27 protein-coding genes are annotated in these 26,666 nt (G+C 71.0%); 18 read left to right on the top strand and 9 right to left on the bottom strand.

From position 1 onward, the window contains the following. The first annotated feature begins 32 nt into the window (after positions 1 to 32). The 10 genes from RCO28_RS20845 (at position 33) to RCO28_RS20890 (ending at position 9,254) form a co-directional block, all read left to right on the top strand. Positions 33 to 1,625: an ATP-binding protein gene (locus tag RCO28_RS20845; RefSeq protein WP_308942694.1), complete on the top strand. Its 1,593-nt coding sequence runs from the start codon at positions 33 to 35 to the stop codon at positions 1,623 to 1,625. After that, positions 1,622 to 2,029, top strand: coding sequence for a roadblock/LC7 domain-containing protein (locus RCO28_RS20850; RefSeq protein WP_282538669.1), 408 nt, complete (start codon positions 1,622 to 1,624; stop codon positions 2,027 to 2,029). The genes RCO28_RS20845 and RCO28_RS20850 overlap by 4 nt, the downstream gene beginning before the upstream one ends. Continuing rightward, a complete protein-coding gene (locus RCO28_RS20855; RefSeq protein ID WP_308942695.1) occupies positions 2,026 to 2,385 on the top strand; it encodes a DUF742 domain-containing protein in 360 nt (119 codons plus the stop codon). The genes RCO28_RS20850 and RCO28_RS20855 overlap by 4 nt, the downstream gene beginning before the upstream one ends. After that, the gene (locus RCO28_RS20860) at positions 2,363 to 2,971 is read left to right on the top strand and encodes an ATP/GTP-binding protein (protein ID WP_308942696.1); all 609 of its coding nucleotides are present in this window, start codon (positions 2,363 to 2,365) and stop codon (positions 2,969 to 2,971) included. Before RCO28_RS20855 ends, RCO28_RS20860 begins: the two co-directional genes overlap by 23 nt. Then, the gene (locus RCO28_RS20865; RefSeq protein WP_308942697.1) at positions 2,968 to 4,383 is read left to right on the top strand and encodes a cytochrome P450; all 1,416 of its coding nucleotides are present in this window, start codon (positions 2,968 to 2,970) and stop codon (positions 4,381 to 4,383) included. The genes RCO28_RS20860 and RCO28_RS20865 overlap by 4 nt, the downstream gene beginning before the upstream one ends. Before the next feature lie 553 nt (positions 4,384 to 4,936). Then, positions 4,937 to 7,096 (top strand): ATP-binding protein, encoded by a 2,160-nt coding sequence (locus RCO28_RS20870; RefSeq protein WP_308942698.1) that lies wholly within the window; start codon positions 4,937 to 4,939, stop codon positions 7,094 to 7,096. 83 nt (positions 7,097 to 7,179) lie between these two features. Continuing rightward, positions 7,180 to 7,611, top strand: a complete 432-nt coding sequence (locus RCO28_RS20875; protein ID WP_282538674.1) for a roadblock/LC7 domain-containing protein — start codon at positions 7,180 to 7,182, stop codon at positions 7,609 to 7,611. A 2-nt stretch (positions 7,612 to 7,613) separates the two neighbouring features. Then, on the top strand, positions 7,614 to 8,000 hold the full coding sequence (locus RCO28_RS20880) for a DUF742 domain-containing protein (protein ID WP_308942699.1): 387 nt from the start codon (positions 7,614 to 7,616) through the stop codon (positions 7,998 to 8,000). Then, a complete protein-coding gene (locus RCO28_RS20885; RefSeq protein WP_308942700.1) occupies positions 7,978 to 8,688 on the top strand; it encodes an ATP/GTP-binding protein in 711 nt (236 codons plus the stop codon). The genes RCO28_RS20880 and RCO28_RS20885 overlap by 23 nt, the downstream gene beginning before the upstream one ends. After that, a complete protein-coding gene (locus tag RCO28_RS20890; RefSeq protein ID WP_308942701.1) occupies positions 8,685 to 9,254 on the top strand; it encodes a GAF domain-containing protein in 570 nt (189 codons plus the stop codon). The genes RCO28_RS20885 and RCO28_RS20890 overlap by 4 nt, the downstream gene beginning before the upstream one ends. On the opposite strand, the gene RCO28_RS20895 is transcribed toward RCO28_RS20890, so the two are convergent. Both RCO28_RS20895 and RCO28_RS20900 read right to left on the bottom strand, forming a co-directional pair. Next, positions 9,193 to 9,738 carry a DUF1772 domain-containing protein gene (locus tag RCO28_RS20895; RefSeq protein WP_308942702.1) on the bottom strand — a complete coding sequence of 182 codons (546 nt, stop codon included), beginning with the start codon at positions 9,736 to 9,738 and terminating at the stop codon, positions 9,193 to 9,195. The genes RCO28_RS20890 and RCO28_RS20895 overlap by 62 nt on opposite strands. A 3-nt stretch (positions 9,739 to 9,741) precedes the next feature. Next, a complete protein-coding gene (locus RCO28_RS20900) occupies positions 9,742 to 10,143 on the bottom strand; it encodes a nuclear transport factor 2 family protein (RefSeq protein WP_308942703.1) in 402 nt (133 codons plus the stop codon). A 115-nt stretch (positions 10,144 to 10,258) separates the two neighbouring features. Here RCO28_RS20900 and RCO28_RS20905 point away from each other — a divergent pair, with 115 nt between their 5' ends. Both RCO28_RS20905 and RCO28_RS20910 read left to right on the top strand, forming a co-directional pair. Continuing rightward, entirely contained in the window at positions 10,259 to 10,900 is a 642-nt protein-coding gene (locus RCO28_RS20905) for a TetR family transcriptional regulator (protein WP_308942704.1), read from the top strand. A 621-nt stretch (positions 10,901 to 11,521) separates the two neighbouring features. Beyond that, positions 11,522 to 12,754 (top strand): PP2C family protein-serine/threonine phosphatase, encoded by a 1,233-nt coding sequence (locus tag RCO28_RS20910; protein WP_374991213.1) that lies wholly within the window; start codon positions 11,522 to 11,524, stop codon positions 12,752 to 12,754. A gap of 42 nt (positions 12,755 to 12,796) precedes the next feature. Here the strand turns inward: RCO28_RS20910 and RCO28_RS20915 are convergent, their stop codons facing one another. Continuing rightward, positions 12,797 to 12,967 carry a hypothetical protein gene (locus RCO28_RS20915; RefSeq protein ID WP_308942706.1) on the bottom strand — a complete coding sequence of 57 codons (171 nt, stop codon included), beginning with the start codon at positions 12,965 to 12,967 and terminating at the stop codon, positions 12,797 to 12,799. A 146-nt stretch (positions 12,968 to 13,113) separates the two neighbouring features. Next, positions 13,114 to 14,124, bottom strand: coding sequence for a LacI family DNA-binding transcriptional regulator (locus RCO28_RS20920; RefSeq protein ID WP_308942909.1), 1,011 nt, complete (start codon positions 14,122 to 14,124; stop codon positions 13,114 to 13,116). Positions 14,125 to 14,556: 432 nt separating this feature from the next. Here RCO28_RS20920 and RCO28_RS20925 point away from each other — a divergent pair, with 432 nt between their 5' ends. From RCO28_RS20925 to RCO28_RS20935, 3 genes are all read left to right on the top strand, one after another. Further along, positions 14,557 to 15,420: an ABC transporter permease gene (locus RCO28_RS20925; protein ID WP_308942707.1), complete on the top strand. Its 864-nt coding sequence runs from the start codon at positions 14,557 to 14,559 to the stop codon at positions 15,418 to 15,420. 116 nt (positions 15,421 to 15,536) lie between these two features. Beyond that, positions 15,537 to 16,574 (top strand): ABC transporter substrate-binding protein, encoded by a 1,038-nt coding sequence (locus tag RCO28_RS20930; RefSeq protein ID WP_308942708.1) that lies wholly within the window; start codon positions 15,537 to 15,539, stop codon positions 16,572 to 16,574. Positions 16,575 to 16,578: 4 nt separating this feature from the next. Beyond that, a complete protein-coding gene (locus RCO28_RS20935) occupies positions 16,579 to 17,412 on the top strand; it encodes an ABC transporter ATP-binding protein (RefSeq protein WP_374991208.1) in 834 nt (277 codons plus the stop codon). A gap of 39 nt (positions 17,413 to 17,451) precedes the next feature. On the opposite strand, the gene RCO28_RS20940 is transcribed toward RCO28_RS20935, so the two are convergent. Next, a complete protein-coding gene (locus tag RCO28_RS20940) occupies positions 17,452 to 18,099 on the bottom strand; it encodes a class I SAM-dependent methyltransferase (protein WP_308942709.1) in 648 nt (215 codons plus the stop codon). Between the two features lie 98 nt (positions 18,100 to 18,197). Here RCO28_RS20940 and RCO28_RS20945 point away from each other — a divergent pair, with 98 nt between their 5' ends. After that, on the top strand, positions 18,198 to 18,749 hold the full coding sequence (locus tag RCO28_RS20945; protein WP_308942710.1) for a GNAT family N-acetyltransferase: 552 nt from the start codon (positions 18,198 to 18,200) through the stop codon (positions 18,747 to 18,749). A 65-nt stretch (positions 18,750 to 18,814) separates the two neighbouring features. Here RCO28_RS20945 and RCO28_RS20950 read toward each other — a convergent pair whose 3' ends face one another. Further along, positions 18,815 to 19,681 (bottom strand): sugar phosphate isomerase/epimerase, encoded by an 867-nt coding sequence (locus tag RCO28_RS20950; RefSeq protein ID WP_308942711.1) that lies wholly within the window; start codon positions 19,679 to 19,681, stop codon positions 18,815 to 18,817. 35 nt (positions 19,682 to 19,716) lie between these two features. Continuing rightward, the gene (locus tag RCO28_RS20955; RefSeq protein ID WP_308942712.1) at positions 19,717 to 23,181 is read right to left on the bottom strand and encodes a ThuA domain-containing protein; all 3,465 of its coding nucleotides are present in this window, start codon (positions 23,179 to 23,181) and stop codon (positions 19,717 to 19,719) included. 249 nt (positions 23,182 to 23,430) lie between these two features. Between RCO28_RS20955 and RCO28_RS20960 the strand changes: the two genes are divergently transcribed. Both RCO28_RS20960 and RCO28_RS20965 read left to right on the top strand, forming a co-directional pair. Beyond that, a complete protein-coding gene (locus tag RCO28_RS20960; RefSeq protein WP_308942713.1) occupies positions 23,431 to 24,360 on the top strand; it encodes an alpha/beta hydrolase in 930 nt (309 codons plus the stop codon). A gap of 131 nt (positions 24,361 to 24,491) precedes the next feature. Further along, on the top strand, positions 24,492 to 24,863 hold the full coding sequence (locus RCO28_RS20965; RefSeq protein ID WP_308942714.1) for an MmcQ/YjbR family DNA-binding protein: 372 nt from the start codon (positions 24,492 to 24,494) through the stop codon (positions 24,861 to 24,863). A 52-nt stretch (positions 24,864 to 24,915) separates the two neighbouring features. On the opposite strand, the gene RCO28_RS20970 is transcribed toward RCO28_RS20965, so the two are convergent. Further along, complete coding sequence (locus RCO28_RS20970) at positions 24,916 to 25,824, bottom strand: transketolase C-terminal domain-containing protein (protein WP_308942715.1); 909 nt, start codon at positions 25,822 to 25,824, stop codon at positions 24,916 to 24,918. Between the two features lie 36 nt (positions 25,825 to 25,860). After that, on the bottom strand, positions 25,861 to 26,592 hold the full coding sequence (locus tag RCO28_RS20975) for a transketolase (RefSeq protein WP_308942716.1): 732 nt from the start codon (positions 26,590 to 26,592) through the stop codon (positions 25,861 to 25,863). Positions 26,593 to 26,666: the final 74 nt, after the last annotated feature.

The raw sequence follows: 26,666 nt of genomic DNA on the forward strand, positions 1-26,666 counted from the left end.
CGAAGGAGGATGGGCCGAGGGGCCCTAGAGCGATGATCCAATACCTTGGGCAGCAGGACTGGGTGTTCTGGTGCCTGATCGGGGCCATGGTTGTCCTCGTGGTGCTCGCACTGCGAGGGCACAATGTGGCCCGCGTTCAACGCAAGCGCAGCGCCGAGGCGATGGCGCAGCGACAGCGGAGGGACGACGCGGCACGCTTCCTGCTCGAGAACTACCTGCCGCGCCTCGCGAACCCCAACGAGACCCCGCCCCCGTTCCAACTCCCCGAAGCCTTCGGCTCGTTGGCGGGCAGCGACTTCGAGCATGACCTGCGGGTCATCGCCGAGTGGTTCTCGCAGCTGAGCGACGTCGCCCGGGACCGCATGGGCGAGTCCCTGTGGAAGCTCCTCAAGGTCATCGGCGAGAGCTTCCTGGCCCGCGGCTCCGAGCAGCAGAAGACCATCAGCGACCTGGAGCGGATGCTCCAGGACCCCCGGCTCCTCGAAGCGCTGATGAAGGTCGACCACCGCACGTCGTACTTCCTCCGCAAGGCGAGGAACATCGTGGTGCTCTGCGGCGGCTTCCCCGGCCGCTCCCGGGTACCCGAGACCGCGACGGACGTCGTCCGCGGTGCCACCGGCTACATCCGCGGCTTCACCCGCGTACGCCTCGTCAACGAGCTGGACGTCGGCGTGGCCGCCCACGCGGTCAACCCCATCGTGCACGCCGTGGCCGAACTCCTCGACAACGCCGACCAGTTCAGCAACCCCGAGCAGCCCATCGAGGTCGAGCTGGAGCGCCTGCCCAACGGCGTGGCCATCTCCGTCGACGACCGCGGTCTCGGCATGGCCCCCAAGAAGGTCCAGGAGGCCAACGAACTCCTGTCCCGCCCCCCGGCCCTGGACATCGAGGAGCTCGCCGAGGAGCCCAGCTTCGGCTTCCGCGTCGTCGGCCAGCTCGCCCAGCAGTACGGCTTCTCCGTCGGCCTCAAGACCAGCCTCTACAAGGGCGTACGAGCCGTCATCATGCTGCCCAACGCGCTGCTCACGCAGATGCCCGAGAGCGCGCCCAAGCAGGTGCCCGGCGTGGCCCCGCAGCGCCCCATGGACGTCCTCAACGGCCATGCCGCGGCGGCCCCTTCGACCGCCGCACCGCTCACCGCGGCCACCGAGGAGCGCCCCGCCGTGGCGCCCCCGCCGCCGCCCGCGCCCAGGCCCGCACCGGCCCCGCGACCCGCGCCCGCGCCGATGCCCGCACCCCGGCAGGAGCCCACGCCCACGCACGCGCCGATGCAGTCCACCGAGCCCGCGCACACGCCCCCGCCCGCGCCCGAACCCCCGCGCCCGCACACGCCGTCCACCACCCGTGACTGGAGCGCGGCGCCCGGCCCCGAGTCGCCCACCGAGGCCGACCGGAGCGAGGGGACCGCGCCGCCCGGCACCGGCGACCTCGGCACCACATCGGGCGGACTGCCGCGGCGCCGCCGCAAGGCACCGGCCGTGGACGCGCGACTCCAGGACGGCGACGTGCAGCCTCCCCGCTCCGCGGAGGAGACCGCGCGCCGTATGGCTGCACTGCAGCGGGGCAACCGTGAGGGCCGTGTCAGCAGCACGGCAGACGAGCACAAGGGGACGACAACTTCATGAGTGACACGACGAGCAAGCCCGCGTGGATGCTGCGCAGCCTCCTCGAGATCCCCGAGGTCCTGCACGCGGTGCTGCTCTCCCGGGACGGCCTCATGCAGGCCCGCACCGAGGAGATCAGCAAGGACGAGGCGGACACCTACTCCGCCGCCATGTCCGGCCTCGCGTCACTGTGCCAGGACCCGATCTTCAGCGGCGGGGCGCACAACCCCTGGCTCCAGACGATGATCGAGTTCGACTCGCGGTACGTCTTCGCCATTCGTGCCGGAGCGGGTGCCTACCTGGGTGTGTCGACGACGGCCGCGGTGGACATCGCCGCCATCAGCCGCCGGATGCAGGAGCTGGTCGGCCAGATCGGGCACGAGATGGCCGTAGCGGACCGGCAGGGCTTTGGCTACCACGGATGAGCGCACCGGACGACAGCTCACTGGTCCGCTCTTATGTCATCACCGGTGGGCGAGCCAAGCCGTCGAGAGCGGACATCGACGTCATCACCCTGATCAAGGCGACCGCAAGCAATGAGCCCCTGCACCGGCTCAACCGCGAGAAGCGCGCCATCACCGAACTCTGCCGGGGCGGCGCGCTGATGACGGTCGCCGAGGCAGCGGGCTACCTCAACCTGTCGGTGGCGCTGACCAAGGTGCTGGTCGCTGACCTCGTCGACGAGCAGCTCATCACCACCCGCACGTCGCCCACCAGCACCCCCGCCACAGACAGAACCCTCCTGGAGGAGGTCCTCAATGGGCTCCGCGCCCGTCTCTAAGCAGCCCATATATCTGGCCGACACCGTGCAGGTGGCCACGAAGATCCTGGTCGCGGGGCACTTCGGCGTCGGCAAGACCACGTACGTGGGAACCCTGTCCGAGATCGACCCGCTCCGTACCGAAGAGGTCATGACGGCCTCCAGCGTCGGCTACGACGACCTGGTCGGCCTCCCCGACAAGAAGACCACCACCGTCGCCATGGACTTCGGCCGGCTCACGCTGAGCCCCCGCCTCGTCCTGTACCTGTTCGGCGCCCCCGGCCAGGAGCGCTTCCGGCGCCTGTGGCAGGACCTGGCGTACGGCGCACTCGGCGCCCTCGTCCTCGCCGACACCCGCAACCTCGCCGAGTCGTTCCCGGTGTTCGACCGCGTCGAGGAGTTCGGACTGCCGTACGGCGTCGCCGTGAACCACTTCGCGAGCGGGCGCAGGTTCGACGAGGCCGAGGTCCGGGACGCGCTCGACCTGCACCATGACACCCCGTTGGTCACCTGCGACGCACGTGACCCCCAGTCCTCCACCATCGCCCTGATCCGCCTCGTGGAACACCTCCACGAGCGGGCCGTACACCAAGAGAGCTTCCGGTGAGTTACCCCGTCGACTCCTACGGCCAACAGAGCCAGAACGCGCCCGGCTGCCCCGTGACGGGCACGGGTGCCGCGGCCGTCACCCCCTTGTTCGGCGCGGACTTCGCCGCCGACCCGCACGCCGTCTACGGACGTCTGCGGGCCACCGGCTCCCGCGCCCACCCCGTCGCGCTCGAACCGGGCGTGCACGCCATCCTCGTGACCAGCTACGCCACGGCCCGCGAGATCCTGCTCAGCCCCGACTTCTCCAAGGACCCGCGCAACTGGGCCGACCTGATGCGGGGCAACGTCCCGGCCGACAGCACCGTCCGCCCGATGATGGAGTGGCGGCCCAACGCCCTCTTCAGCGACGGCCACGAGCACCAGGCACGCCGTCAGGTCATCGACGACGCACTCGGCAAGGTCGACCTCTACCAGCTGCGCCGCTTCGTCGAAGAGGCCGCCGACGAGCTGATCGACCAGTTCGCCCCGACCGGGCGCGCCGACCTGATCGGGCAGTACGCCAAGACCCTGCCGCTGCGCGTCTTCAACCGCATGTTCGGCTGCCCCGACGACATCGCCGACCGGCTCGTGGAGGGCATGTCCGCCCTCTTCGACGGCCGCGAGCCCGAGAAGTCCAACGCCCTGGTCACCCAGGGTCTTGTGGACCTCCTGGAGTTCAAGACCGCGACGCCCGGCTCCGACGTCACCAGCTGGATGCTCGCCCACCCCGCGCAGCCGGGCGGCGAGGAGATCATCCACCAGCTCGTCACGCTGATGGGCGCCGGTACCGAGCCGGAGGCCAACCTCATCGGCACGGCCGCCCTGAAGATCTTCGCCGACCCGCGGTTCGCCGGGCACTTCGCCGGCATCAACCCGCCGATCAGCGAGTCCATCAACGACGTGCTGCGCTGGGACCCGCCGCTCGCCAACTACGGCGTGCACTACGCCCGTCGTACGACCGAGCTGCACGACGTGGTGTTCCCGACCGGCGTGCCGATCCTGATCTCCTTCGCGGCGGCCAACAACGACCCCGACGAGGGCATCGCGGCCGAGCAGGACGCGACGCACAGCGCCCACCTCGCGTGGTCCGCGGGCCCGCACCAGTGCCCCGCGCAGCGCCAGGCCCTCTCCATCGCGCACACCGCGATCGAGATGCTGTTCAAGCGCCTGCCGGACCTGCGCCTCGCGGTCGACGAGTCCACCCTGGAGTGGCGCCCGGGCCCCTTCCACCGGGCCCTGAAGACCCTCCCGGTGCGCTTCTCGCCGCGTGCCGCACGCGCCGCCGAGAAGGCCTCGGCCGTCGCCAACGGCGAGGCTCCCAGGGCGGGTTCGCTGCTCCAGCCGGGACCGCCGCCCCCGGCACCGACGAAGCCGTCGCTCGGAGGCAAGGTCCTGAACCTGTGGCTGAACTGGTGGCGCGGCGACAACTAGCCACCGCGGCAGGGAAGTTCCCGGGCACGCCCGGTCTCTCGGAGTACCCCTCCAGAGACCGGGCGTGCCCGTTTCTCTTTCGTACGGTTGCGGATGCCGATCGTTTCTGATCGCGAAGACGCCCGGAGTTCGTACGCCGCATCCCGCCTCCGGCGCCCGCCCGCGCCGTGCGCGCCCCGCGCACCGGTGCGCGGAACCGCCGCCGCTCCCACCGCGCTCCCGCCGGAGTCACCCACGCGCCGCCCCGCCCACCTGCGAAGCCGCCCGGGACCACCCCGTACGAACCGCTCCAGAGGCCGGCCGGAAGCTACGCGAACAAGCGTCCGACCTGCGGGATTCGCGCGATTGTACGAGATGTCACACCGGGGTTGAACGCGGTTCGGTGAAGTTCCTCAACTGCCCATCGCGGGGCCGTGATTCGTGACTACCGTGTGTGCTCGTCGACCAACGCAGGGCGCATCCACTGCTCGCCGACGAACGGCACCGCCATGCCGCATGCCCGAGGCCGAGCGCCGATGCCCGCGCACCACGAGTCCACTCGACGAGGACGCTGATGTCTCACCTTCGCGAACCGGCCGCACGCGCAGAACGCCGCGAGGGCGGACGCCATGGCAGGCCCGGACCCCGTGCCGTCAAGGAGCTGCCCGAGGCCCGGATACGCCGGCAACTCCTGCGCGCCTCCGTCCTGCCCGCCGTGGCCGTCGCCCTGGCCGGCGCGGCCGCCGTGCTCTGCGTCGTCCAGGTCACCGGCGCCCGGCCCACCCCGCTCCTGTGGGGCCTCCTCGCCGCCGCCGCGACCGTGGCCGTCGCCGGGATCGCCGCCGCCGTCGTGGCCGCCGACCGCACCACCCGGGCCGTCATGGACCGCGTGTCCGCCCTGCGCCGCACCACCGCCCGCGGACAGAGCGACCTGCGCGCCCTCGTCGAGCGACTGCGCCGCGGCGAAGCCGCCCCGCGCACCACCACGACGTCCCCCGGCCCGGCGGCCGGAATGGCGGGCGACGAATTCGACCAGCTCGCACGGGAGTTGACCCGCGCGCACGAGTCCGCTGCCGCCTCCGTCGTGCAGGCCGCGCAGCTGTCCAGCCAGGCCAGCAGCGAGCAGAAGGTCGAGCTTCTGGTCAACCTGGCCCGCAGGCTGCAGTCCCTGGTGCACCGCGAGATCCAGCTGCTCGACGAGCTGGAGAACGAGGTCGAGGACCCCGAGCTGCTCAAGGGCCTCTTCCATGTCGACCACCTCGCCACCCGCATCCGCCGGCACGCCGAGAACCTCGCCGTGCTCGGCGGCGCCATCTCGCGCCGCCAGTGGTCCCACCCCGTCACCATGAGCGAGGTGCTGCGCTCCGCGATCGCCGAGGTCGAGCAGTACTCCCGGGTCAAGCTCGTGCCACCGATCGACGGCACGCTGCGCGGACACGCGGTCGCCGACGTGATCCACCTGCTCGCCGAACTCGTCGAGAACGCCTCGGTGTTCTCACCCCCGCACACCCAGGTCCTGATGCGCGCCAGCCGGGTCACCTCGGGCCTCGCCATCGAGGTGGAGGACCGGGGCCTGGGCATGGCGGGCGAGGAGCAGAGCGAGATGAACGCGCTGCTCGCCGACCCCGAGGACGTCGACGTCGCCGGGCTCATCGCCGGGGGGCGCATCGGCCTCTTCGTGGTCGCCGCACTCGCCCGCAGGCACGGCATCGCCGTACGGCTGCAGACCAACATCTACGGCGGTGTGCAGGCCGTCATCGTGCTGCCGCAGAGCCTCCTCGGCGCGGACGAGGAGACGGCCGCCGACGGGCAGCAGCCGCAGGCGGCGGGCGCTGGGCGACAGCCGCAGACGGCCGCCGCTGGGCGACAGCCGCAGACCGCTGCCCAGCCGGGACTGCAGGCGGTGTCTCGGACGGGCCCGCAGCAAGTGGTCCATGCGGGATCGCAGCAAGTGGTCCATACGGGATCGCAGCCGGTGGTCCGTACGGGTCCGCAGCCGGTGGTCGAGGAGGGCGGCCTCCAGCCGGGCCCGCAGCCCGCCCGCACCTCGCCCCCCGCGCAGGCCACCACGGCCCAGCAAGCCCAACAGCCCCAGCAAGCCCAACAGGCCCAGAACAGCGACCAGTTCACGTCCATCGGCCCGCTCCCCGTACCCCACCAGGACACCCCCGCCGCGCACCCGGCCACCCCCGCACCGGCGGAGCCCGTACGGCTGCCCAGGCGGGGGGCCGAAGCGCCCGCGCTGACGCTGCACACCGCGACCCACACGCCCGTCGCCCAGGTCCCGACGCAGTCCGCGCCGCAGCCGCAGGACGACGAGCCCGGCGGCCGACCGGCGCCCCCGCTCCCGGTGCGCGGCGCCCACGAGTCGCGGCCCAACCCGGCCGACGCGTCCCTCAGGCCCCCGCAGCCCCCGCAGCCCGCGAGCTCCGCACCCACGGGCGTGCGCGGCACCATGGGCAGGCCCCAACTCCCCAAGCGCCGCGCCCAGGAGCACCTGGTGCCGCAGCTGCGCGACGCCCCCGCGCCGCACGCCTCGGCCGCCGAGCGGGAGACGGACGGCCACGACCCGGGCCTCATGGCCGCCTTCCAGCGCGGCATCGGACTCGCCGAGGCGCACGACGACCCGCGGCCCGAACCCGAGGCGCACCCCACACCCGTACCCCTGCGCCCCGCAGCACCCCACCCGCACCAGGACGGTGCGCACCAAGGGGAAGGCGAACCGGCCGGCTGACCCCAGGCCGTGTGGGCCCGACCAACCCCCTTCCACGACCCGCAAGTTGACGCCGTACTTCGTACTCAAGGAGTCGATCCCCCATGGCGAGCGATGTACCGACCGGCCAGGTTTCCGACCTCGACTGGTTGTTGAGCGGTCTGGTGCAGCGGGTGCCGCACACCCGCAGCGCGGTCCTGCTCTCCTCCGACGGACTGGTCAAATCGGTCCACGGACTCGACCCGGACAGCGCCGACCACATGGCCGCGCTCGCCTCCGGCCTGTACTCGCTCGGCCGCAGCGCCGGTATCCGCTTCGGTGACGGGGGCGAAGTCCGGCAGGTCGTCGTGGAGTTGGCGCAGACGCTGCTCTTCGTCTCCACCGCCGGGTCCGGCACGTGTCTCGCGGTCCTGGCCGGCCGCGAGGCGGACGCGGCGGTCCTCGGGTACGAGATGGCGATGCTGGTGAAGAGCGTGCGGCCGTATCTCGTCACGCCCGCGCGGCAGCCCGTAGAGCCCTCGGTGATGAGGCCGTGACCGTGGCACCTCCGGCACTTCCGCAGGACGGGCCGTGGCTGGACGACGCGGCCGGCCGGCTCGTCCGCCCGTACACCGTGATCAACGGCAGAACCCGGCCCAGCGCCCCGCTCGACCTGCTCTCCATGGTCGTGCCGACGGGCGCGGTGTCGGTCGCCCACATGGGGCCCGAGCACTCACAGGCACTCGGACTGTGCGGTGCCGGGCCCACCTCCGTGGCCGAGATCGCGGCGCAGCTGCGGCTGCCCGCCGTGGTGACCAAGGTGCTGCTCTCCGACCTCGTCGACTGCGGCGCCCTCACCGCCAAGGCCCCCACCTTCCGCCACCACCCCACCGATGACCAGTCCCTGCTGGAGGCAGTGCTCGATGGTCTACGACGACGGCTCTGACCCGCTGACGGCCCCCCGCGCACCCGGTGCTCACGCCAGGGACGCCAGGGCCTCTGGGGACTCCGGGGACACCAGAGACTCCAGGGACTCCAGGGACTCCGGGGACGGCTTCCCGGACGCGCTGAAGGTCCTGGTCGCGGGCGGGTTCGGCGTGGGCAAGACGACCTTCGTGAGTACGGTCAGCGAGATCGAACCGCTCAGCACCGAGGAGTTGCTCACCACGGTCAGCGAGGCGACCGACAGCCTGGAGGGCATCGAGAGCAAGTCCACCACGACCGTGGCGATGGACTTCGGGCGCCTCACCCTCGACGCGCGCCACGTCCTGTACCTCTTCGGCACCCCGGGCCAGGAGCGGTTCTGGTTCATGTGGGACGAGTTGTCCGACGGGGCGCTCGGTGCCGTCGTACTCGCCGACACCCGACGCCTGGAGGACTGCTTCTCCGCCGTCGACTTCTTCGAGCGGCGCGGGATCGCCTTCGTCGTCGCCGTCAACGAGTTCGACGGTTCGTACCGCTACGAGCCGGAGGAGGTGCGCGCGGCCGTCGACCTCAAGCCCGAGGTGCCGGTGGTGCTGTGCGACGCGCGCGTCCCGGGCTCCGGCATCCAGACCCTGGTGACCCTCGTCCAGTACCTGCTGACCCAGACCCCGGCCCCCGCCCCCGCCCCCACCCACGGAGTGCACGCATGACGTACGACCCGACCGGGCACCTGCTGCTGACCCCCGTCGACAAGGAGGCGTCCAGCAGGGTGCTGCGACTGCGGGAGCTGGGCCTCGGCGACGAGCCGGACCCGGCGTTCGACGCGTTCGCGGACCGGCTCGCGGAGACGATCGGGGCGCCCTACTCGATGGTCAACTTCATTGACGAGAACCGGCAGTTCTTCGCCGGTCTGCACACGCCCGAGGGGAACGTCGCGGGCCGGGACCGCGGCATCGACACCAAGGAGGGGCGCGTCGGCCGCTACCTCGACCGCGACCACGGCTACTGCCCGCACGTGGTGGTGCGCCGCAAGGCCCTCGTCCTGGAGGACGTCTGCGACTACCCCCGCTTCGCGGGCAACCCGGTGGTGGACGAGATCGGCATCCGCTCGTACCTGGGCACGCCGCTCATCGACGGTACGGGCATGGCGCTCGGCACGATCTGCGTCGTGGACACCGAGCCGCACCCGTGGGGGAGGGCGGGGCTCGCCACGATCAAGCAGCTGGCTGCCGAGCTGACCGAGGAGATCGACCGGCGGGGGAGGGCGTCCCGCTGAGGCTGGTCGCGGCCCTGTGCCGGTGGCACAGGGCGAGCACGATCAGCAGCAGGAAAGCAGCGAACGCGGTACCCGTACGGGCGTAGTTGAAGGCCTCCCAGCGGTCGAGGATCGCCGCGTGGTCCGCGGGGGCGGCGGAGACGGCCCACTCCTTGATCCGGCCGTTGATCGGGACGTTGCCGAGCCGGGTGATCAGGAAGGACGCGAGCGCGAGCAGGCCCGCGCCCGCGGCGATCCGCCGCACCGTGCCGCGGCCCAGGACGGCGAGGGCCAGCGCACTGAGCGCCGACACGGCCATCGCCGCCTGCATGGTGATGCCGTTCATCTTCATCAGCTCGGCGTGGAAGGAGAGCCGCATGGCCAGCGGTACGGCGTCGAACGTGGGCACCAGATTGGCGGCGCCGTAGCCGAAGGCGCCGGCGAGGGTGCCGGTGGAGAGCAGGGCGAGGCCGAGGAGCGGCCGGATCAGCATGCGCCGGTCCATCGGTTACACCCCTTTCGGTGCCTCGAGCGGCTCGAACGGCTCGACGGACATGGTGAGTTGCTCGGCCCGGCGGAGCAGGCCCTCCTCGGTGAACTCGGCGAACAGGTGCACCAACGTGCTGACCGGCCCGGCCTTGCGCATACGCGCGTGGATCGTGAACCGCGCCGCGATCCGGTTCCCGGCCGCCAGCGCCTCGTGCACCTCGAACCGGAAGTCGATCAGGTTCTTCCGTACGGGACGGAGGTGCGCCACCAGGCGGTCCCGGTCGAGCCGGAGGCCGTCGGCGACCTGGACGACGTCCCGTGTGCAGTACCGCGCCATGACCTCGGCGGGCTCGTCCGAGCTGTGCAGGACGGCCTCGGTGAAGGACGTGAAGTAGGTGGTGACGAACTCTGCGGGCGTCACGCTTTCCAGAGGTTTCATAAGGCTCCGGCCACGAGAGGGACTCAGGGACTCAGCTAGGATCCTTTACACACCTGTAAGATATGCGCCCTGGCTAACTTTGACAAGGTTGTAAGAGTTGACTGCTTCCCGGAGCTCATCCGACACCCCCACGGACACCGCGGCAGACAATCCGGCGGACACCCCGGCAGGCCGCCGCCGCCGCGCCGACGCCGTGCGGAGCAGGCAGGCCGTACTCGATGCCGCCCGTCACCTCCTGGAGAAGCAGCCCGACGCGGGCATGGCCGCCGTCGCCGCCGCCGCGGGCGTCACCCGCCAGACCGTGTACGCCCACTTCGGCAGCCGTGACGCCCTGGTGGAGGCCGTCGCCGATCACGTCACGGAAGAGGCGATGGCGGCGATGGACGCGGCCGAGGTCGAGGAGGGGCCCGCCCTCGACGCGCTCCTGCGCCTCCAGGAGATCGGCTGGCAGCTCTTCGAACGCCACCCGGTCCTGCTCCAACTCGGCGCGTCCCCCGGCCACGCCGAAGCCGACCGTGCCCGCCACGAGCCCGTCACCGCCCGGCTGACCCGGCTGATCGCCAAGGGCCAGGCAGCGAAGGAGTTCGACCCGGATCCCTCTGCCGCCTGGCTGGTCGCCGCGGTGATCGCGCTCGGGCACGCTGCGGGGGACGAGGTGGGCGCGGGGCGGATGACCGTGGCCGAGGCGGCGTCTGAGCTGCGGGCGGCGACGGTACGGGTGCTGGGGGCTCGGGGGTGAGTCAGGGGGAGGCGCCCCGGCCGCCGTCGGGAGCCGCCTGGGGCCTCGGGCATGAGCCGGAAGAGGTTGCCCTTTCGGAGGCCGCGCCTGCCGCTGCGGGCGGTGGCGCCGCGAGCGAGTCTGAGTAACCGTGGTGGAAAAGGGGCCCGGCAGACGGCGATCCGTGCACCTGTGTCCGCGAAGGAGTCTTCCGAGATGGGCAGGGAACACGAAAATCAGGAGCGCTTCTACCGCCCGGGGGCCATGCACGTGCCGACCGGTCCGGAAGGCGAGCGGATACTGGAACAAACGCGGATACGGCCACGGCCGGCACTCGCGCGTCATCCGGTTTCTCCAACGAGGTGCCTATGAAGGAAACACTCTGGAGGCACACAGCACAGCGCTGAGACAGGGACACAGCGTGATCTACGTACCCGTTCACGGGCGAGCCGAAGGGCGGCGCATCGCCGCCCTGCTCCACGCCCGCGGCGGTCGTTACCTCCTTCATTTCCGTCGATGGGCAATCGAGCAGATCGTGTTCCCGCCGGTTTCATGAGCGGCATTCCATCCCGGGAAGACCCGATCGTCTCTGGTGCTCATCGTGAAAGAGCACGCGACCGGCTAGCGTCGCGGGCAGGTGGCATCGTGAACGCATCCGAGATCGACTACGAGGCGGTGTTCCAGGCGCTGCCGAGCGCGGTGGCCCTGTTCACCACCGACCTGGTGTACATCGACGTCAATGAGGAGTTCCTCAGCAGCTTGGGGCGTACCCGTGACCAGGTGGTGGGCCGCTACCTGCCTGATGCCTTTCCCGACAACCCCGAAGAACCCGCTGTGACGGGCATGGCCAAACTGCAGGCATCCCTGCGGTGGGTGGCCGCCACCGGGCAGCGCGACGCCATGACACTGCACCGCTACGACGTGGAGCTCCCGGACCGGCCCGGGGTGTGGGAGGAGCGGTACTGGAGTCCGGTCAACGTCCCCGTCTTCGGCCCGGACGGAAAGGTGGCGCTGCTGCTCCACCGGGAGGAGGACATCACCGAGCTGGTCCGCTCCCGCAGTGGCCCGGGCAGCGACGACCGGGCGACAATGCTGGAGGCCGAGCTGGTCACCCGGGCCCGGGAACTGCAGGAGGTCAACGAACGGCTGCGCCAGGCCCACGCCCGCGAACGCGAAGTCGCCCTGACTCTGCAAGGGGCGATGCTGCCCGCCTCCGGGCCGTTGCAGGATCACCGCGCAGCAGTGCGCTACCGCCCGGCGGTCGGAGCGCTGAATGTGTGCGGGGACTGGTACGACCTGGTCGACCTGCCTGACAACTGCATGGCGGTCGCCGTCGGCGACGTCGTCGGCCAAGGCCTGGCCGCCGCCGGCGTGATGGGCCAGCTACGCAGCGCTCTCAGTGCCGCTTCCCGCATCGCCGACGGCCCCGCACAGGCGCTGGAAGCCCTCGGCCTGTACGCCCGCTCGGTCGACGGCGCGGAGTCGACCACCGCGGTGACCGTCTTCATCGACTACGACAGCCACATCATCGCGTACAGCAGCGCGGGCCACCCTCCGCCGGCCCTGCTGCACCGCGACGGCACCGTGGACTTCCTCGACCAGGCCACCGATCCCCCGCTCGGAGCCCGCCCCGAACACGTCCCCCGCCCCCAGGCCGAGATCGAGTTCACCGAGGGGGCGGCCCTTGTGCTGTACACCGACGGGCTCGTCGAGCGCCGCCGCGAGGACATCGATTGCGGCCTGGCCAGGCTTGCCGACTCCCTCACCAGCCACCGCGGCGCCGACCCCGAAACACTCGCCGACGCCCTCCTGGCGGACCTGCTCCCGCCTTCCGGTGCCACCGACGACACCGCCCTCGTCGTCCTTCCCCTGTGACCCGGGCGGCGCTTGGCTGAGCCGGCGGAGACACCCCCGGGGTCAGAACGGGTAGCGCTCGATCTCGGCCCGTACGGTCACCCGCTGCAGGTCGCAGAAGGTTTCCAGATTCGCCGGCATGCCGAAATGGCCGCCTGCTCCCGATGCCTTGAGGCCGCGAACGGGTTCGAGGTGTCCGCCACGTCCGCTCCCTCCGATCAGCGATCCGGCCACACGGTGCGGCCCTCGGCACGGTACGTCGAATTCACCACCGCCCCGGAGCCGGCCGCCGCGTGCATTCGGCCGCGTCCGCCCGACAGACCGGGGTGCTGCGCCGTTGCCACCAGAGACCATCGACGGCGGCGTCGGGGAGGTCCCGCCTACCCCCGCGGCCGCCCCGTGCTCGCCCGCAGCACCACCTCGCCCGGTATGCGCTCCACCCGCGAGCGTGCGGCGCGCGGCTCCCGCAGCGCCAGGGCGATCGCGCTGCCTCCCATCCGGCTCAGCGGCAGGGCCACCGTCGTGAGAGGCGGGGTGAGTTCGCGTACGAGGGGGATGTCGTCGAAGCCCGCTAGCGACACGTCGTCCGGGACCCGCAGGCCGCGTTCGCGCAGGGCCGCGAGCGCGCCCACGGCCATCACGTCCGTCACCGCGAACACGCAGGTCGGGCGGGCGCCGCGGGCGAGCAGTCCGAGCGCCGCCGCGTGGCCGCCGTCGCGGGTGAACGCGCCCTGCACCACCCGCTCTTCGGGCAGCGACACCCCGGCCGCGGCGAGCGCCTCGCGGAAGCCGGTGAGCCGGTCGGCGACGGTGGTCAGCTCTGGCGGACCCGTCAGGACCGCGAACTCCCGGTGCCCCAGGGCGAGCAGAGCGCGCGCCAGGGCCGCCGCGCCCTCGCGGTTCTCCGGCAGTACGGTGTCGACGCGCAGGCTGCGGTGCCGGCTGACCACCGCGACCCGGCCGCCCGCCCTGGTGTAGGGGGCGAGTTCGGCGTCCAGGGCGCGTTCCCAGGCGCGGTCCTCTATGCCTGAGCCGATCAGCAGGATGGCCCGCGCGCGCTGGGCGCGCAGCATCGACACGTACGCGATCTCCCGGGCCTGGTCGCGGAAGGTCGAGGCCAGCATGACGAGCAGGTCGCGCTCGGCGGCCGCGCGCATCACGCCGCTCGCGATCGCCGCGAAGTACGGGTCGCTGACGTCATGGCAGATCACGCCGACCGTGTTGTTGGAGGCCGAAGCGAGCGCCTGCGCATGGGCGTTGGGGATGTAACCGAGCTCGGCGGCCGCCGCGAGCACCCGGCCGCGCAGCTCCTCACGGACCCGAGTCGTGCCGTTCAGGGCGCGGGACGCGGTGGCGGGGGAGACGCCCGCCGCGTGGGCCACGGTGTGCAGCGTGACCGGGGGCGGTGCGGTGCTGTGGGGGTGGAGGCGTTCCTGGCGTGTGCGTTCCCGTTCACTCACTGCGCCCCCTTCGGGCGTCGTGGCCGGCCCCCGGGCGCCGACGGTGGGGGCTCGGAGGAAACTTCGGGACGACCTATTGACCGTGCTGTCGAGGGGTCATTAGCGTGGCCGACATGCTAGCAGAAAGCGCTTTCTGAAAGCGGTTTCGGGAACCAGGATCCGCCCGTACCAAGATCCCGAACCGGGATCCCAAACCCGGGTCCCGAACCCGGGTCCCGAACCCGGGTCCCGAACCCGGATCCCGAACCCGGATCCCGAACCCGGATCCCGAACCCGGATCCCGAACCCGGATCCCAAACCAGGATCCGCCCGTACCAGCTCCCGCAGACTCGCCAACCACCGCCCTACACCGGGGAGTTACCCGTGAGCCAGAGCGCACTGTCCGCACCGCCCGCGAAGACCGCGGGCGTCGCCGTGCGAGAGCGGCCGGGCCTCGGCCGTCGGGTCGCCGAGGCCGCCGAGCACAGTTGGCGCCCGGTGGCCCTGCTGCTCGCCTGCTTCGTCGTCTGGTGGGCGATCGCCGCCGCCGAGCTGGTCGAGCCGTATCTCGTCCCGTCGCCGGGCGCCACCCTCGACGTACTCACCGAGAAGTCCGACTACTTGTGGCAGCACAGCTGGATCACCACGTACGAGACACTGCTCGGCTTCGTCATCGCCGTGGTCGTCGGTGTGCTCGCGGCGGTCGTGATGGTGTACTCGACCACCGTCGAGAAGACGCTCTATCCGATCCTGCTGTTCGCGCAGGTGGTGCCGAAGATCGCGATCGCGCCGCTGTTCGTCGTCTGGCTCGGCTTCGGGATCGCGCCGAAGATCCTGATCGCCGTCCTGATCGCGTTCTTCCCGGTCGTCATCTCCATGGTCACGGGCCTGAAGGCGGTGGACCCGGAGATGCTGCAGCTCTCCTCGACCATGGGCGCGCGCCCCTGGCAGACGTTCGTGAAGATCCGGCTGCCCGCCTCACTCCCGCATCTGTTCTCCGGTCTGAAGGTCGCCGTCACGCTCGCCGTGACCGGTGCCGTGGTCGGCGAGTTCGTCGGCGCCAACGAGGGCCTCGGCTATGTGATTCTGCAGGCCAACGGCAACCTCGACACCCCGATGCTGTTCGCCGGGCTGCTCGTGATGTCGCTGATCGGCGTCGTCCTGTTCGTGCTCGTGGAGATCGCCGAGAAGCTGCTGCTGCCCTGGCACGCGAGCCGCCGGGACGCCTCGATGACGACCTCGTACTGAACCGTCCAACTGCCGTTGTATTTCAGGCTTGTTGAGCCGCCGGAACCCGTATTCGTACCCGTACTCGCACCCTTACTCGTACCCACAGCCCGTCCCCTCGCGAAAGGGCCGCCCCGATGACCCCGCGCAGAACCCAGACCGGCCGCACCCTGGCCGGACTCGTCCCGCTGCTGCTCGTCGCCGCCACCGCATGCGGCGGGGACGACTCGGCGACGACCACCAGCGCCGACGGCAAGACCCTGGACAAGGTGACGCTGACCCTCAACTGGTACCCGTACGGCGAACACGCGCCGTTCTATTACGGCAAGAAGCAGAAGATCTTCGAGAAGCACGGCATCGACCTGCAGATACAGGCCGGCCAGGGCTCGCAGAAGACCGTGCAGGCCACCGGCGCCGGACAGACCGACTTCGGCTGGGCCGACACCCCGGCCGTGCTCGCGGGCGTCGAGTCCGGTGTGCAGGTCAAGAGCCTCGGGGTGTTCCTGCAGACCACGCCCGCGTCCGTGCAGTTCTTCGACGCCCAGGGCATCAAGGCCCCGGCCGACCTCAAGGGCAAGACGGTCGCGGGCACCACGGGTGACGCGTTGTCCCGTACGTTCCCGGCGTTCCTCAAGGCCAACGGGCTCTCCGAGAGCGACGTCAAGGTCCAGAACACCGACCCCGCGGGCAAGATCGCCGCGGTGATCTCCGGCAAGACGGACGCGCTCCTCGGGTACGCGAGCGACCAGGGCCCGATCATGCAGGACAAGGCCAAGAAGGACGTCTCGTATCTGCGCTTCTCCGAGCACGGGCTCAACTTCTTCTCCAACGGCCTGATCACCGGCGAGCGCACCCTGAAGTCCGACAAGGACCTGGCCGCCCGGATGGCCAAGGCCGTCAGCGAGTCGTGGAGCGCCGCCGAGAAGTCGCCGGGACCCGCGGTCGCCGCGATGGACGGCGCCTCCGGTCAACTCCCGCCCGAGAAGGTCCTGGCGGAGCAGTTCGAGACCACCCTGACCCTGCTGCACACCAAGGCCACCGAGGGCAAGGCGCCCGGGGTGAACGACGAGGCCGACTGGCAGCAGACCATCGACGTGTTCAAGGAGGCGGGCATGGTGAAGAACGCCAAGCCGGTCACCGACTACTGGGCCTCGGACGCGGCCGTGAAGGGCTAACGACATGCCGACCTCGCCGAACGACATGAGCCTGCGCAAACCGTCAACTCCCGTGCACGGTGGGGCAGTTGCCGCCGTTGGGATCGACGCCGTCGACGTCCGCTTCCGTACGAAGAAGCGCGACGTCACGGCCTTGGCCGAGGTCTCGCTCGACGTGCGGATGGGCGAGTTCGTGGCCCTCGTCGGCCCCTCGGGCTGCGGCAAGTCCACGCTGCTCAAGCTGGTCGCCGGTCTGCTCGCCCCGTCCACGGGCGAGGTGCGGCTGCAGGGGGAGCGGGTGAGCGGGCCGCGCCACGACATCGGGTATGTGTTCCAGCGCGCCGCCCTCCTGGAGTGGCGCTCGGCCCGCCGCAACATCCTGCTCCAGGCCGAGATGCGCAGGATGCCGTCCGCGCAGGCCGCCGCCCGGGCCGACGAACTCATCGCCATGACCGGCCTGGAGGGCTTCGAGGACGCCTACCCGCACGAGCTGTCCGGCGGCATGCAGCAGCGCGTGGCCCTGTGCCGGGCCCTGCTGCACGAGCCGCCGGTGCTGCTCATGGACGAGCCGTTCGGCGCCCTCGACGCGCTGACCCGCGAGCAGATGAACATCGAGCTGCGCCGCATCTGGCGCGAGACGGGCACGACGGTGCTGCTCGTCACGCACTCCATCGCGGAGGCGGTGTACCTCGCGGACCGCGTGGTCGTCATGAGCCCCCGCCCCGGCACGATCAGGGAGATCATCGACGTCGGGCTGCCCGCGGAGCGGGAGTACGGGGAAACGATGACCCGCCCCGAGTTCGCTTCGGCCACGGGGCATATCCGGGGGTTGTTGGGGAGTGTGGGGGTGGGGGGTTAGGGGCTGGGGGCTCCGCCCCCGGGCCCTGTTTGACCCTGACTACCCCTTGCGCAGCAGTAGTTGAACCTCCCGGAACTGCCGCTTGTCCGTCGGCTTCGGCTGCATCACCAGGCGGGCCACCTCCTCAAGGCCCAGCCCACGCAGCAGCTCCGCGAAGTGGTCCGGGCACCAGCGGTACGCCGTCGCCACCACGTGGTCGTAGGACTGGGTCTCGATGTGGGTGCCGTCCGTGGCCGGGAAGTCGATCAGCAGGTGCCCGCCGGGAGCCAGCACCCGGGCGAACTCGGCCAGCACGGCGGGCAGTTCCGGCGGCGGGGTGTGGATCACGGACCACCGCGAGAGCACCCCGCCGAGCGCGCCGTCGGCGATGTCCAGGGCGGCCATCGAGCCGACCTCGAACCGCAGTCCGGGGTGCGCCTTGCGGGCCAGCTCGATCATCACGGGGGAGGCGTCCACGCCGAAGGCGGTCAGGCCGAGCCCGTCGAGGTGGGCGGTGAGGTCGCCGGGCCCGCAGCCGAGGTCCGCGACCGTCCCGTCGCCGTCCGCCCGGACCAGCTCCGCGAAGGCACTCAGGAGCCCACGCTCCAACGGCCGTTCGCGCAAGGGGTCCTGGAACGTCTCCGCGTACGTGGGAGCGATGGCGTCGTAGGCGTCACGGGTGGCGCGCAGCGTGGGGAGTTCGGTCACCGGAAGACCGTAACGCAGCCTCGGAAACGTCCCCGTAACCACTCGCCTCTACGATCTCCCCGACCACAGAGGGCGGCGAGAGCAGGCGGTACGAGACGATGAGCGCGCGCACGACTGAGCAGACGGCACCGACGACGGCAGCCGCCGAACTGCTCTGCGGCGCTCAACTCCACGCTTTGAACGCCGAGTTCACCGACCTGCTGCTCGACATCGTGCACGGCGGCAACTCCCTAGGCTTCCTCGCACCCCTGGACCGCGCCGAGGCCGAGACCTGGTGGCGCGGGCGGGCCGCCGAGGTGGACGGAGGCGGGCTGCTGCTGCTCGCCGTACGGCACGAGGGGCGGGTCGTCGGCACCGTAGGCGTCGACCTGGTCGACAAGGCCAACGGGCGGCACCGCGCCGAGATCGTCAAGCTGATGGTGCACAGCTCGGCGCGCGGGCTCGGGCTCGGTCGGACACTCCTGGCCGCCGCCGAGCGGGCCGCGGCCGAGCGGGGCGTGACCCTGCTCGTACTCGACACCGAGACCGGCAGCACCGCCGAGGGCTTCTACGCCGCGGCCGGCTGGACCCGGGTCGGCACCATCCCCGACTTCGCGGCCGACCCGCAGGGCACGCTGCGTCCGACGACGCTGTTCTACAAGCAGCTGTAGCCACCCGGGACCGGGAAAGGGGGCGCCGCACCGAGCGACGCCCCCGGGGTGAGACTTCCCGTTGCTCAGTACCGCAACGCCGCCAAGTACCCGTAACTGTTGCGGGCCGTGGCGAACGGATCAGCCGGCGAGTCGTGCTCCACCAGCCACTGCTTGACCCCGCCGACATGCGCGTGCCGGAACATCGCGGCGAAGTCCAGGACCCCGGAGCCGACGTCGGTGAACGAGCCGTCCGGTGCCATGTCCTTCACATGCAGCGCCGGGAAACGCCGCGGATGCCGCACGAAATACCCGGCCGGGTCCGCGTCCCCCTTCGCCGCCCAGTACACGTCCAGCTCGAAGCCGACCAACTCCGGATCGGTCTCCCGTACGAGGATGTCGTAGAGCACCTCGCCGTCCACCGTGGCGTGGTCCCCGCCGTGATTGTGGAAGAGGAGCCGCCCGAGACCGGCCTCGCGGGAAGCCTGGCCGATCCGGTTGAACTCCCGTGCCACCTCCCGGAATCCGGCCGGTGTGTGCAGCGACCCCCGCAGGCTCGGCACCACCGGCCACTTCGCGCCGAGCGTGTGCAGATCCGCGAGCGCCTGCGCGAGACCGGGGCCCCGCAGCGTGTCGTACGAGACATGCTCCAGGACCGCCCGCAGGCCGGTGGCGTCCAGCATGCGCCGGATGTCGGCCGCACTGTTCCCGTGCCGTCCGCTCACGCCGACCGTCGCGTACCCGATCTCGGCGAGCCGCTCCAGCGTGCCGTGGAAGTCCGCGGCCAGCGGGCCGCGCATCGTGTACAGATGCATGCCGATGCCGCCGCGCGGAATGCGCCGCCGCCCCTCGGCGACCGCGGGCGCGGGGGACGCCGCGACCGCGGCCGCCGCGAGGCCGAGCGACGTACCGAGAAACGCACGCCGTGTGGCCGTACGCGATCTCAACTCCATGGAAACCTTCCTCACTTGATCCACGGAAACCTCCCTCACTTGACCGTGACCCGGACCGAGCCGGTCGTGGTGTCACCCTTGTCGTCCGTGACCGTCAGACGCGCGGTGTAACTGCCCTTGCGGGCGTACGTGTGCTCAGCGGTGGCGCCCTCCTCGCCCGCGGGCTTCGCGTTGTCGCCGAAGTCCCAGTGGTACGAGGCGACTTGGCGACCGGGAAGCAGGTTCACCGAGCTCGACAGCTTCACCGCGAGCGGCGCACCACCCTCCGCGGGCGCGGCCTCGACGCCGACCTGGGACGCGGGCTGCTGCTCCACGCCGTGCCCGTTGAAGTGCAGCCAGTCCAGGGCGAGCAGATCGGGCTTGCCGTCGGCCCACTCGGGGTTGGTGAACACCGCGTACAACGAGACGCTCTTGCCCGGGTCCTTCAGCTCCACGGTCGGGGAGACGACGTTGCCCCAGCCGCCCGTGTCCGGCACCGAGACCTTGCCGAGCAGCTCGCCCGTGGGGGAGTCGGCGCGGAACTCGATGTCGCCGCCGAGCCCGGCCGACGCGGCGCCGACCGTCACGGACTCGACGCCCTTGAGGTGCGTGGGCGCGAAGCTGACCCAGTCGCCGTGCTCGATCTCGGACAGGCGTTTGCCGCCCGAGGCGTCCTCGTGTGAGGCCGGCTCGGCACCGCCGTGCGCCCCGCCGGTCTTCGTGAAGTGCTCGGCCTCCCGGAACGAGGTCCGCAGCGTGAGCGCGTCGGACCCGGTGAGCGCGGGCACCCCGTCGGGGCCGCCCTTGTCCTCGTATTGGGCGGTGATGCCGTAGTACAGGTTCTGTCCCGGGCCGTGGCTGTCGCCGGCGTCCGTGGCGATCTTCCCCTCGCAGCCGGTGTAGTTGTCCAGCGGGTGCAGATGGGAGTCATGGCCGAGCTGCGACTGCACCACGACCCGCGAGCAGTCGATCTTCCCGTCCTCCGGGTCCGTGACCTTGACCTTGAACGGGATGGTGTCGCCGAAGGAGAACATCCCGCCGTCGTCCGGTGTCTGGACCGTCACCTCGGGCCGGGTGTTGCCGACGGTCACCTCCTGCACGGCGAGTGCCGTCAGCCCCTTCGGTCCGGTCACCTTCAGAAGCGCGTTGAAGCGGCCGTTCTTCTCGTACGTGTGGGTGGGCTCGGCCTCGGTCGAGTCGGTCGTGCCGTCCCCGTCGAAGTCCCAGGCGTACGTCACCGGGGTGCCGTCGGGCAGCCCCGATCCCTTGCTGGAGAACTTCACGGTGAGCGGCCCTGGGCCGTTGTCGGGCGAGGCGGAGATCCGTGCGTCCGGCAGCCGGTCGTCGCCGACGTAGTCGATGCGGTAGATGCCCGCACCTTCGTTGGCGCCGCCGCGCCCGGTGCCGCTGCCGACCCCGAAGTCGATCACGTAAAGGGCGCCGTCAGGACCGAAATCCGCGTCGAAAGGCTGATTCCACTTCATGTCCTCGAAGACCGAGTTGATGGAATGCAGATCCCCGGCCTTGGCGGGCTGGAAGCGCGGGTCCTGGAATGTCTGGTCCTTCTGCTGGATCGAGAAGGACTTGAAATACTTCCGGGTCAGCTCGTAGTTCAGCCACTTCCCCTCGAACGCCTCGGGGAACTTCGTGCGGTACGAGTTGTCCGCGTCGTAGTCGTACACGGGACCGCTCATCGGGCCGCCGCCCCCGGTGCCCAGCTCGGGGAACTCCTTCGACTCGGAGTAGGCGTACCAGACCAACGCGGGCTCTGTGGGCGGGAGTTCGCGCAGGCCGGTGTTGTTGGGGGAGTCGTTGACCGGTTTGGCGCAGTCGAATTTCTCCCCGGACGTCTTCGTCGCGAAGTCGTAGTCGTTGAACGGGGTGTTGTTGCCGATGCAGTACGGCCAGCCGTAGTTGCCCGCCTTGGTGATGCGGTTGTACTCGACGGTGCCCTCGGGGCCACGGTCCGGCTTGGCGCTGCGGGCGTCGGGTCCGTAGTCCGCGACGAGCAGGGCGCCGCTCAGCGGGTCCGTGGTGATGCGGAACGGATTGCGCATGCCCATCGCGTAGATCTCGGCGCGGGTCTTCTCGGTGCCGGGCGCGAACAGATTGCCCTCGGGGACCGAGTAACTCCCGTCGTCCTTCGGCGTGATGCGCAGAACCTTGCCGCGCAGGTCGTTGGTGTTGCCCGCGGTGGCCTGGGCGTCCCAGGCGCGCCGGCCCTCGCGCTCGTCGATCGGCGCGAATCCGTCCGAGGCGAACGGGTCGGTGTTGTCGCCCGTCGCCACGTACAGATCGCCCTTCTTGTCGAAGGCGATCGACCCGGCCATATGCGAATTGGCGCGGCCCTCGTTCCGGAACGTCGGAATGGTGAGGAGGCGCTTCTCGGAGGCCATGTCGACCTTGCCGCCGCTCTCCGTGAACCGCGAGAGATTCAGCCGCTTCTCGGTCTTGTCCGAATGCAGCAGATACAGCCAGTGGTTGTCCTGGAACTTCGGATCGAGCGCGAGACCCAGCAGGCCGTCGGACTGGCTCGTCATCTCCGGCGTGTAGTCGAAGTCCAGGGCCGTGCTGACCCGCAGCGTCTCCTGGTCGATGACCTTCAGCTTGCCGGTCCGCTGGATGAAGAACACCCGCCGGTCCGGCGCCACCGCCAGCTCGAACGGGTCGGCGAGATCCTCGGTGGCGAGCGGCGTGCGCTGGAACGCGCCGGTCTTGGTGGCCGTGCAGTCACCGGACTTCGCGCCCGCCGCCCACTCGATGCCGCCCAGCAGATGCTTGAGGAAGCCTTCCTCGGAGAACGCCGCCTTGTCGTGCCCGCCGGCCGTGAACCAGGACCGGCCGCCGTCGTAGTTCTGACACCACGACCACGGGTGGTCGACGCCCTCGTCCAGGCCGTCGACGCCGTCACGCACCTTGATCTGCGCGAGGGTGTGCACCTTGCCGGTCGGATTGGCGCGCCAGTTGTACCACTCCTCGCTGCGCTCCCACAGCTCGGGCAGGCCCTTCGTGGACGGGTGCGCCTGGTCGAGGACCTTGATCCGGCCCGTCTGCACGGGCGGGTGCTTGTCGAAGATCGCGCCGACCAGACCCTCGTACCACTCCCAGTCGCGCTCGCTCGCCGACGCGGCGTGCAGGCCGACCCAGCCGCCACCGCCGCGGATGTACTTCTGCAGGGCGGCGCGCTGCTCGGCGTTCAGCAGATCGCCTTTCTCCGGCGTGGAGTTGGTGTTGTTGAACACCACGGTCTGGAAGCGGGCGAGGTTGGCGTCGGTGAACGCGCCCGCGTCGTCGGTCGCCTCCACCTCGAAGCCGTGCTCGCTGCCCAGCTTCTTGATCGCGTCGATCCCCGCGGGGATGGAGTCGTGGGAGAAGTTCGTCACTTTCGAGAAGACAAGCACGCGAAAAGGCGCCGCCTGCGCGGAAGTCGGGACAGAGGTGACTCCCAGAGCGAGGATCAGCGCCAGTAACGCGAGCAGCGTGACGAGTGGTCTTCGGACGGTACCTGCCGGATGACTCATGGGCGCTCCCTGTGCTCGGGGGACGGAACAGCTACGGGTGCCGGAGAGGTGCCAAGGAAGCGTAGAAAGCGCTTTCTTGGCGGCGTCGTTCAGCGTAGGTTCCCGGGTTCCGGGGGGTCAATGGTGCGTCGCCTGTGGCGTAGGGCTGGTGTGCACCGCCCCGTACGGGGGAGGGTCGTGCCCAGGGGGCGTCTCCCCGTCTCCCCGACCGGAACGACCCGCTCAGGCACAGCGAAGGAGCCGTACTCGATGACGTACTCCGTGGGAATGGCCACCGCCCGCGACGGCGTGCAGATCGCCACCTACACCTGGCAGCCCGACAACGGACGCCCACGCGCGTGGGTGCAGATCGCCCACGGCGCCGCCGAACACGGCCTGCGCTACGACCGGTTCGCCCTCCACCTCGCCGCCCACGGCTTCGGCGTCATCGCCTCCGACCACCGCGGGCACGGCGCCACCGCGGCGGGCACCGGGGGCCACGGCGTGACCGGCGAGGACATCGAGGACTCCTGGCGCGCGATGGTCGACGACCTCAAGGCCGTCGGCGATCCCGTACGCGCCCTGCAGCCCGGCGTCCCGCTGGTGCTCCTCGGCCACAGCATGGGCTCCCTCCTCGCCCGCGACTACGCCCAGGAGTACCCGGACGACGTCGCCGGACTGATCCTCTCCGGCACGTTCCGCTCGCTGCCCGGCGCCGAGACCGAGCGGTCGGTCGCCGACCTGGAGCGCGAGATCGCCGAGCGCGGCCGCACCGCCCTGTCCGACTTCATTCCGCACCTCTTCGCCTCGTTCAACGACCCGTACGAGCACCGCACCGGCTTCGAGTGGCTCTCCCGCGACGCGGCCGAGGTGGACACGTACGTCGCCGACGAGCGCTGCGGCTTCCCCTTCTCGTCGGGCCTCGCCCTCGACTGGGTCCGCAACGTCCGCAAGATCAACGACCCGCGCAACCTCGCCCGCATCCCCGCCGACCTGCCGATCCATGTCGCGGTCGGCACACAGGACCCCTGCAACCAGCGCATGACCCTGGTCTACGAACTCCTGGAGGACTTCCGCTACGTCGGCGTCAGCGACCTCACCTGGAAGGGGTACGAGGGCGCCCGCCACGAGATCCTCAACGAGACCAACCGCGACGAGGTCCAGCGGGATCTCGTGGAGTGGCTGGACAAGCACGTCTGAGGCGGGTCGCCGGGGCGGGGCGCCGGGGGCGGCGGGGCTGCGGGGGCGGCGGGGGCGGCGGGGCTCACGGGAGAGGGCAACCCGCCCTCGCACGGCGGCCGTTGTCAGTGGCGTGTCCTAGTGTCGGGGTCATGGCCGCAAAGTCCCTGACCTCCGAAGACGTGCGTGCGGCAGCCCTCGCGCTGCCGCAGACCACCGAGAAGATCGCCTGGTCCATGCCCACCTTCCGGGTGGCGGGCAAGATGTTCGCCACGCTCCCCGAGGACGAGACATCGCTCGCCATCCGCTGCCCGAAGGAGGAGCGGGACGAGCTGGTCCTCGCGGAGCCCGGAAAGTTCTGGATCGCCGCCCACGAGGCCCAGTTCGCCTGGGTCCGCGCCCGCATCGCCCAGCTGGAGGACCTGGACGAGCTCCGCGACATCCTCGCGGACTCCTGGCGCCAGGCGGCCCCCACCAAACTCCTGGAGCAGTACCCGGAGTTGGGCGTGCCCAGACCGGAGTGAGGCCGTCCGGGCGTCCAGCGACAGGTGGTCGTCCGGGCCGTGGTGCGGCGTCTCAGGCGGCCACGCGGCTGGGCAGGAACTCCGTGATGCGGGCACGCAGGGACGCGGGGTCCAGGCCGTGCGCGGTCAGGTGCTCGGCCATGTCGCCGTACCGCCGCAGCTCACGCCGTCCCACGCCGAGACCGAGCACGCGGTGCGGCACGGACTGCAGGGCCTCGTTCGCGGCGGTCGTGGACGTCCCGGCCAGATAGGGCTCGACGATCACCACGTCCGGGCGCTCCCCGGCCATCCGGCGCAGCGTCGCGCCGTCGAAGGGGCGCACGGTCGTCGCGTACAGCACGGTGACGTCCAGACCCTCGACCGCCGCCAGGACGTTGTCGAGCATCGGCCCGACGGCGATCACCACCCCGCCGCGCCCTTCGTGCAGGGTGAGCATGCGCGCCCCGTCGACGTCGAGCCAGTCTCGATTGGCCTGCTCCGACAGCCGTACGTACACCTTGTCGTCCCCGGCGGCGACGGCGTGCCGCAGCAGCGTCTCGGCCTCGTCCGCGTGCCCCGGCACGTGCACGGTCCAGCCGTCGAGGGTGTCGAGCAGCGCCACGTCGCCGGGCGCCATGTGCGTGAACCCGCCGGCGGGCCAGTCGTACGAGCCGCCCGCGCTGACCAGGACGCCGCCCGCGCCCTGATGCCCGAAGTCCAGCTTGACCTGCTCGAAGGGCCGCTCGACGAGGAAGCTGGCGAAGGTGTGCACGACCGGCCGCATCCCGGTCAGCGCGAGCCCGGCCCCGGCGCCGACGAGCAGCTGCTCCCGGATGCCGACGTTGATCACGCGGTCCGGATGCCGCCGCTCGGCCTCCTCGACCCGGTCCCGGGTGATCTCGGCGAGCACGAGTGCGACCCGGGGGTCCCGGTCGAGCAGTTCGGTGACGGTGCGGGCGAAACGGTCACGCATGGAATCCATGGTCATCCTCCGTGGGGGTGTGGTCGTGGTCGTGGGTCAGCGGGCGGGGGTGGCGTGGGCCGGGGTGGCGTTCTTCGGCTCGACGCGGGCGATCACCGCGTGTGGCCGTCCCGGGTGCGGGGCCGTGTACGCGGCGTGCAGGGCCTCGTGGTCGCGGCCGTCGACGGTCGCCGTGGACCAGCCGGCCGCCTCGAATCGCGCCGCGAGACCGCCGGGCCTGGCGTGGCTGGCCGAGGAGTTGTCGATCACCAGGACGTGCAGCCGGTCGAGCCCCGCCGGACCGGCGTACGCGATCGCCTCGTGGTTGCTGCCTTCGTCCAGCTCGGCGTCCCCGACCAGGACCCACACGGCCGGATCGGTCAGCCCCTGCGCGCGCAGCCCGAGCGCCGTGCCGACGGCGATCGGCAGCCCGTGCCCGAGCGAGCCGCTGCCGATCTCCGCGCCCGGCACGAGCAGCCGGTCCGGGTGGTGCCCGAGCGGAGAGTCGTACGAGCCGAAGCCCGGAAGGACGTCGACGGGCACGAAGCCCTTCGCGGCGAGCACCGCGTAGTACGCCATCGGGCCGTGCCCCTTGGAGAGCAGGAAGCGGTCCCGGTCGGGGGCGTCGACGGTGTCGGGGGAGACGCGCAGGACGCGGTCGTAGAGGACCCAGAGCGCGTCGAGGGTGGAGGTGGCCGCGGGTCCGTGCTTCTCGTCGCCGGTCATCAGGGCCATGAGGCCGCCGAGGTCGGCGTAGCCGCGGTGGAGGGGCGTTGTCGTGGTCGTCATGAGAAGGAGCGTGCAACCTCAAGCAAACTTGAGGTCAAGCGCTCGGTGCGCGTGTGCGTCGCGTTTCGGACGTG

This window comes from Streptomyces sp. LHD-70 (genome assembly GCF_031157275.1).
Classification (GTDB): domain Bacteria; phylum Actinomycetota; class Actinomycetes; order Streptomycetales; family Streptomycetaceae; genus Streptomyces.